This is a genomic window from Gemmiger sp. (genome assembly GCF_057431175.1).
Map to the genome: position 1 here is coordinate 1 of NZ_DBMDDV010000045.1, position 7,202 is coordinate 7,202.

Annotated in this window: 6 protein-coding genes; 1 reads left to right on the plus strand and 5 read right to left on the minus strand. The window is 58.3% G+C overall.

Annotated features, from left to right (window positions below; genetic code table 11):
- Positions 1–44: 44 nt before the first annotated feature.
- The 5 genes from rpsI to ACZO0A_RS12015 form a co-directional block, all read right to left on the minus strand.
- The gene (rpsI, locus tag ACZO0A_RS11995) at positions 45–443 is read right to left on the minus strand and encodes a 30S ribosomal protein S9 (protein ID WP_215692548.1); all 399 of its coding nucleotides are present in this window, start codon (positions 441–443) and stop codon (positions 45–47) included.
- 18 nt (positions 444–461) lie between these two features.
- On the minus strand, positions 462–893 hold the full coding sequence (gene rplM, locus ACZO0A_RS12000; RefSeq protein ID WP_078783446.1) for a 50S ribosomal protein L13: 432 nt from the start codon (positions 891–893) through the stop codon (positions 462–464).
- A gap of 372 nt (positions 894–1,265) precedes the next feature.
- The gene (locus tag ACZO0A_RS12005; protein ID WP_215692549.1) at positions 1,266–1,487 is read right to left on the minus strand and encodes an HPr family phosphocarrier protein; all 222 of its coding nucleotides are present in this window, start codon (positions 1,485–1,487) and stop codon (positions 1,266–1,268) included.
- Positions 1,488–1,905: 418 nt separating this feature from the next.
- Entirely contained in the window at positions 1,906–4,077 is a 2,172-nt protein-coding gene (locus ACZO0A_RS12010; RefSeq protein ID WP_486846388.1) for a Tex family protein, read from the minus strand.
- Positions 4,061–6,427: a YfhO family protein gene (locus tag ACZO0A_RS12015; protein WP_291213188.1), complete on the minus strand. Its 2,367-nt coding sequence runs from the start codon at positions 6,425–6,427 to the stop codon at positions 4,061–4,063. The genes ACZO0A_RS12010 and ACZO0A_RS12015 overlap by 17 nt, the downstream gene beginning before the upstream one ends.
- A 94-nt stretch (positions 6,428–6,521) precedes the next feature.
- On the opposite strand from ACZO0A_RS12015, the gene yfbR reads away from it, so the two are divergent.
- On the plus strand, positions 6,522–7,124 hold the full coding sequence (gene yfbR / locus ACZO0A_RS12020) for a 5'-deoxynucleotidase (protein WP_215692552.1): 603 nt from the start codon (positions 6,522–6,524) through the stop codon (positions 7,122–7,124).
- The last annotated feature ends 78 nt before the right edge of the window (positions 7,125–7,202 follow it).

Below are 7,202 nucleotides of genomic sequence, written 5' to 3' on the forward strand. Positions count from 1 at the left end.
TTTCCGGGGTTTTTGAACCATTTTGATAAGGTCTGAACAGCAGATTATCTCTTGCTGAACTGTGGAGCACGACGAGCTGCCTTTAAACCGTATTTCTTACGTTCCTTCATACGAGGATCGCGGGTCAGGAAGCCAGCCTTCTTCAGGGTAGCGCGCAGCTCGGGGTTGAACTGCAGCAGGGCGCGGGACAGGCCGTGGCGGATAGCGCCAGCCTGACCGGCGCAGCCACCGCCGACGACGTTGACGACGACGTCGAACTTGCCCTCGTTCTCAGTCAGAACCAGGGGGCTGTTGGCCAGCAGCTTCAGGGTCTCCAGACCAAAGTAGTCGTTGATGTCACGGCCATTGATGGTCATTTTGCCGGTGCCGTTGTAAACGCGAACGCGGGCAACGGAATGCTTACGACGGCCAGTGCCGTAGAAATAAGGTTTGGTTTCGTACATCTTCTATTGCCTCCTCACTCAAATCTCAACAGCTTCGGGCTTCTGAGCAGCATGGGCATGGTCAGCAGCCTTGTAGCAGTGCAGGCGGGTCATAGCCTTGGCGCCGATGGTGTTAGAGGGGATCATGCCCTTGACAGCGTAGGTCATGGCCTTGTCGCTGTTCTCAGCCATCAGGGTCTTGTACTGGGTCTCCTTCAGGCCGCCGATCCAGCCGGAATGAGTGCGATGGAACTTCTTCTCCAGCTTCTTGCCGGTCAGGACAGCCTCGTCGCAGTTGATGATGATGACGTGGTCACCGCAGTCAACGTTGGGGGTGAAAGTGGTCTTGTTCTTGCCGCGCAGGATGACAGCAGCCTTGGCAGCAACGCGGCCGAGGGGCTTGCCGGCGGCGTCGATCACATACCACTTGCGGTCAGCCATTTCAGCGGGCTTAGCGAGAGTCGTGCTCATAGTAGGAACCTCCATTGAGAAATTAACACGTCCGTCTTATAACGGTATTTAACAGCGCCGCACAGGGCGCTTTTTCGCGCAAGTGTGATTATAGCAGAAAGCGGGGCCATAGTCAACGGTTTTTGGAAAGAATTTTAATTTATTCTTTGATAGCTCTTTAATTCTCGTAAATTCTCTTGTTTTCTCGCGTTTTCACAAACTCTATTTTTATAAAAATTTACGCAGGGCCGTAGGGGCCGGGCATGCAAGGCAGACGACATCTTGCGGGAAAGCCGCGGGCTGCACATAGGCGGCCCCTACGCCTCAGCAATATCTTTATCTGCAAATAAAAAACCGCCCTGCGGCATACACCACAGGGCGGTCGGTTTGATTTTACTGCTTGAGCGCGCTGACAACGCGGTTCAGGTCATGCTCATCCTCGCAGACGATCTTGACGGGATTGCTGTAATCCAGGCTCATCATGCCCAGGATGCTCTTTGCATCGGCAATGCTGCCCTTCATGTCATGCACGCCGACATCGTTATAACACTTGGCGGCAGCAGACACGATTCCCTTGACCTCAGTAAAATTGGAAACCTTGACTTGTTTCACCATAATAAAGAACCTCCGATTTTTCCCACGCATTCTGCCGCGTCTTCAGCACCGGTATCCAGGATGGAACCGGGCGCACGGCCTGCGGCAGGGAGGTGAGCCACCATGCTCTATCTGCTCCCTACGTTGTGCATTATAGCACAATTATGTGCCTTGTGTTTGTTCATAATGCACAAAGGTGATTTTTTCCATTTCCTGCACAAAAGAGAAAATCCTTCATTTTTGGCTTTTGGTAAGAATGACAGCTTTTGGGCTGTGACCTGTGCATTTACTCACATATATTATGTTTTTACAGGCGAATTTTTACGTTTTCTGAACGTTTTTGTTGATTTCTGCTTTAGTTGTACAACATTCCTTGTTAAAAATCAAACACCATGTAAATTCGCGTGCAACATTTGTATATGTTCCTGTCGCTTTTGTATCAGTTTTGCTGGGGTACGCCCTTCATTGTCAGGGCAATGCGCTTTTTGCCGGTATCGACACTGAGCACCTTGACCCGCACGATATCGCCGACCTTCAGCACTTCCCGCGGGTGCTTGATGAATTTATCGCTGATCTGGGAAACATGGACCAGCCCGTCCTGGTGGACACCCAGGTCTACGAATGCGCCGAAATCAATGACGTTGCGCACGGTGCCGGTCAGCTCCATGCCGGGTTTGAGGTCGTCCAGCCCCATGACGTCACTGCGCAGCAGCGGCTTGGGCAGGCTGTCGCGCACGTCGCGGCCCGGCTTACACAGCTCGGCAACGATATCGTTCAACGTCGGCTCTCCCACCCCCAGCGTCTCACACAGGGTCTTGGCCCCCTTGACCTTGACAGCGCCGGGCAGGCCCGCCAGCTTGTCGGTGCCGATTTCTGCGGCGGTGTAGCCGCAGGCATCCAGCAGGGCCTTGGCGGCGGCGTAGCTCTCGGGGTGGACGGCGGTCGCGTCCAGGCGGTTCTTCGCCTCGGGCAGCCGCAAGAAGCCCGCGCACTGCTCATACGCCTTGGGGCCGAGGCCCTTGACCTTTTTCAGCTGCGCACGGGAGGTGAACGCGCCCTCCTCCTCGCGCCAGGCAACGATATTCTTGGCCGTGGCCGCGCTGACGCCCGCCACGCGGCGCAGCAGCGGCGCAGAGGCAGTGTTCAGGTCGACGCCGACACTGTTCACGCAGTCCTCGACCACGCCGTCCAGCGTCTCGTTCAGCCGCTTCTGGGGCATATCGTGCTGGTACTGGCCCACGCCGACGGCCTTGGGGTCAATTTTGACCAACTCGGCCAGCGGATCCTGCAAACGGCGGGCAATGGACACGGCGCTGCGCAGGTTGACGTCGTACTGGGGGAATTCCTCGGCGGCCAGTTTGCTGGCGGAGTAGACCGACGCGCCGGCCTCGCTGACGACCATATACTGCAAATGCAGGTTCTTTTCGTCGGCCAGCTCACGGATGACCTGGGCGGCGAATTCCTCTGTCTCGTGGCCGGCCGTGCCGTTGCCGATGGCCATGACCTCGACGCCGTTCTTCAAAACCATCGCTTTGATAATTTTTTTCGCCTGATCCACGCGCTTGAACTCAGGCACCGGGTAGACGACGTTCGTGTCCAGCACCTTGCCGGTGGGATCCACGACGGCGACCTTGCAGCCCATGCGGTAGCCGGGGTCCAGGCCCATAACCGTCTTGCCGCGGATGGGCGGCTGTAAAAGCAGCTGGCGCAGGTTATCGCCAAAGACCTTGATAGCACCCTCGGCGGCGGCATCGGACAGCTCGCTCCGCAGTTCGTTCTCCAGGCTGGGGTGGATGAGGCGGCTGTATGCGTCGCGGGCGGCAGCGTCCACGAGTTCCGCGCTCTTGCCGCCGGTCTTTTTGCGGGCGTACATCCAGCTGACGATACCTGCCGCACGGTCGGCATCGACCTGGATAGTGACTTTCAGGAAGCCCTCGCGCTCGCCGCGATCCAGTGCCAGCACGCGGTGACCGGGTATCTTGTTCAGCGGCTCTGCGAAGTCGTAATACTGGGCGTAGACGCTGTCCTCGTCCTTGGCCTTGGCGCTGGCGATGCGGCCGAACGCACGGTAGTAGCGGCGCAGTTCGGCGCGGCAGGCAGCATCATCGGAGACAGCCTCAGCGATGATATCCTGCGCCCCGGCCAGCGCGGCGGCTGCGTCGGGGATCTCGTCGTTAAGGTACGCAGCGGCGGCTTTCTCGGGGTCAAACGCAGCGTCCTGTTTCAGAATCGCATCGGCCAACGGCTGCAAGCCCCGGGCCTTGGCGATGCTGGCGCGGGTCTTGCGCTTGGGTTTATAGGGGCGGTAGATGTCCTCGACCTCGGCCAAGGTCTTGGCCTTGGTCAGCGCGGCGGTCAATTCGGGCGTCATGGCCCCCTGCTCGGTGATGGAGGAGGTGACTTCCTCCTTGCGCTTATCGAGGCCGCGCAGATATTCCAGACGGTCGCCCAGATCGCGCAGTACCTGATCGTCCATCGAGCCGGTGGCCTCCTTGCGGTAGCGGGCGATAAAGGGGATGGTGTTCCCCTGGTCGATCAATTCAATAGCCCCCTGGACATTTTTGACATTCAGGTTCAATTCCTGGGCTAACTGTTCAGCATGGTTTGGCATATGGTTTGTTTCCTCTCTTTTTCTTCCTCAAAATTCCCAAATACACGCCATACACCACGATAGCAACGGCGCTCACGGTGGCCGACACCTTCAGCCCCGGCGTATGGTAGGTAAATTCTATCTCGTTCTCCCCTGCGGGCACGCACACGGCCATCAGGCCGTCGTCCACCTTTTCAATGGTGGCGGGTTCGCCGTTGACTGTGGCGGTAAAGCCGTCGTCATACGGCACACTGAAAAACACCAGCTCGTCCGCGGCATAGTTCGTCCTGGCCGTAAAACCGGTGCGGGTCGCGGCAAATTCTGCCACACCTGCATCCCGCCGGGCGACGCAGTCGGCAGCGTAGGCATCCTCACTGCGGTTGGTCAGCTCCTCATCGGGCAGAGGCTGCAAAATACCGCCGAACGCCGAAATCTGGTCGTCATCCAGCAAAACTGCGCGGCACAAAATTTGCGCACGCTCGTCCTCGTTCACGCGGTCGAGCTGGTCGGCGGTGACGTAGTAGTCGAATGCAAAGCCCATCGGCACCCAGTTTTCGTTCTCGTAAATGGCGTAGGCCGTCGTCTCGCCGGTGCGCCGCCAGCCGGGCAGAGCCTTGTCAGTCCACTCAGCCTCCTTGTCCTTGGCTACCAGCGTGTACCGCACGCTGAGCAGCCCGCGCAGTGCGTAGTTCTCGGCGTCGGGCTTGGAGTTCACGTCCCGCTTGACGCCGACCTCTGGGTAAAATTCCATGATGCTGGGCGCGACGGTGGAGTTGAAAAATTGCAGACAACTCCTATCGAACCACAGCCCCAGATTGTTGTGCGCCCCATAGGCATCGATGCGATAAAACGCGTCGTCCGGCAGGGCGGCGGCAATCTCATCCACAGAATCATACGTCTCTGCGATCAAATTGCTATCGGTGTCCCACTGGGCGTACTTGGTCAGCGAGAGGTGCAGCGTACCGTACAGCAGGCTGAACCCCAGCGTCGCCGCCATCAGAATACTGCCCCAGCGGCGCTTTTGGCGGCAGAAATGCCACAGCAACGCAAAAACCACGATGCCTGCCACCGTCATGCCGAAGATGGCCCAGAACCGCGCAGGCTGATCCAATACGCCGTAGACCGTGTTGCCGTCGTCATCCTCGTTGGGCAGGATGGCGAACACCGCCGCCGTCAGCGTGATAAAGGTCGTCAGCGCGAACGCCCGGGGCAGGTGCCGCTCCGCCAGGCCGGGGCGGGCAAGCAGATAGCACGTCGCACCGCACAAAACCAGAATCGGCATATAATACCAGCGGGCATAGTAGCTGGAATTGAGGGCGTAGAACGCACTGTTCAGCACCGGCACGAACGCGCAGACGATGCACACTTTCAGAATGTAGGTAAACGGGTGCCGCCCCCGCGCCCGGCAGAACGCCAACCCGCCCGCCGCACCCACCAGCGGCAGGTAGGCGGTCAGGCTCGTGTGTTTGAGGATGCCTTCCTGGAACATATCCTTGAAATAGGGCGCATCCGGCATCAAAAAGGGGCTGTAAAAAATGGCACCGTACTGCTGGGATTTGCCGTAGAACAAGTATCCATACCCGGTAAACGGGTCGATGGTGCGCGGATTTTGCAAAAGCGACAGCCCCGCCGGAAGCAGCAGCACGCACCCGCAGGCGCAGCCCAGGACCGTTTCCCACGCAAGGCTTGCAAACTTGCGCGGACCGATTTTATACCGCCGCCCTGCCGCCATGCAGAAGAAATAGAGGATGAGGAACACGGCCTGCCCGGCAAAAAAGAAGTAGTTGTTGACAAGGTTCAGCGCCACCCAGAACGGAAAGCGGCCTTTTTTGCCGTCCAGCACCGCGTCGTCCAGCGACGCCAGCATATAGGGAAACAGCGCCACAACGTCCAAAAAGTGATTGAAAAAGATGTTGTAGATGCTGAACCCGGAGAATGCGTACAGACAGCCCGCCAGCATGGACCATCTTTCGTCCTGCACCCAGCGGCGTGCCCACAGGTAAGCCCCGCCCCCGGCCAGCGCCATTTTCAGGCAGAGCAGCGGCACCATGGCCCAGGGCATGAACTTGGCGGGCACGAGCATCGAAAGCCAGAAGAACGGACTGCCCAGCAGGTAGAACGAGTAGGAGTTGACAAACCCGCTGCCTAAATCGGTAGCCCAGCTGAAGGTGCCGCCCTGCTTAATAAAGGCGTTGGCATACTGGTAAAAGTTGATCTGCTGGTCGTTGAAGTCGCCCGCGTAGTGGAAGTACCCGCCACCCGCGACGGCATCTATGATGCAGTGGGGCAGAAACAGCAGCACCGCCGTGGCAAAGCAGAGCACGAACACCCGCCAGTAATTGGATTTTTGTTTAAAATTTACGGATTCCATATTGATAGTACCGTTTATGGGGCCCCATTTTGGGGCAAGGTGTGGTATACTGAGGATACGCCCCATTATACCACAAACCGGAGGTCAAGTGAAGATGAAAACCTATCCGTTCAGTGCGCTGCTCAGCCGCATGAAATACATCACCCGCTGGAGCCTGATGCGAAGCACCCGGGCCGAATCCCTGAGCGAGCACACCGCCGACACGGCGCTGCTGGCGCACACCCTCTGCCTGATTGGCCAAAAATGCACGGCCACGGGAAAATCCCTGCGGCCCGAGGTCGTCGCCACGGCGGCGCTTTACCACGATGCACCGGAGATTTTAACCGGCGATCTGCCCACCCCGGTCAAGTACAAAAACGACGCGCTTCGCACCGCCTACAAGGCCGTGGAACACGAGGGGGCACGGGTCATGGCGAGCTTGCAGCCCGCCGAATTGCAGGCCGAAACGCAGGCCTGGCTGACCGGCAGTCTGCTGAACGATGCCGAGCGCAAAATTGTAAAAGCAGCGGACCGGCTTTCGGCGCTCATCAAGTGCATGGAGGAGCGCCAGAGCGGCAGCCACGAGTTTGAGGCCGCCGAGGCCCAGCAGCTGGCCGCCCTGCACGAAATGCACTGCCCCGAGGCCGAATACTTCATCGAGCATATGCTGCCCTGCTTTGCGCAGAATCTCGACGAATTGACGCGTGGGAGATTTTAAGGCAATACCGCATAATTCTAAGTGCCGATACGGCGAGCGAGGTGCGGCAGCTGCTAAGCCAAAAGCGCAGATAATACT

Coding starts and splice junctions, on each gene's coding strand:
- rpsI (WP_215692548.1), bottom strand. CDS start 443: ATGTACGAAACCAAACCTTATTTCTACGGCACTGGCCGTCGTAAGCAT.
- ACZO0A_RS12015 (WP_291213188.1), bottom strand. CDS start 6,427: ATGGAATCCGTAAATTTTAAACAAAAATCCAATTACTGGCGGGTGTTC.
- ACZO0A_RS12005 (WP_215692549.1), bottom strand. CDS start 1,487: ATGGTGAAACAAGTCAAGGTTTCCAATTTTACTGAGGTCAAGGGAATC.
- ACZO0A_RS12010 (WP_486846388.1), bottom strand. CDS start 4,077: ATGCCAAACCATGCTGAACAGTTAGCCCAGGAATTGAACCTGAATGTC.
- rplM (WP_078783446.1), bottom strand. CDS start 893: ATGAGCACGACTCTCGCTAAGCCCGCTGAAATGGCTGACCGCAAGTGG.
- yfbR (WP_215692552.1), top strand. CDS start 6,522: ATGAAAACCTATCCGTTCAGTGCGCTGCTCAGCCGCATGAAATACATC.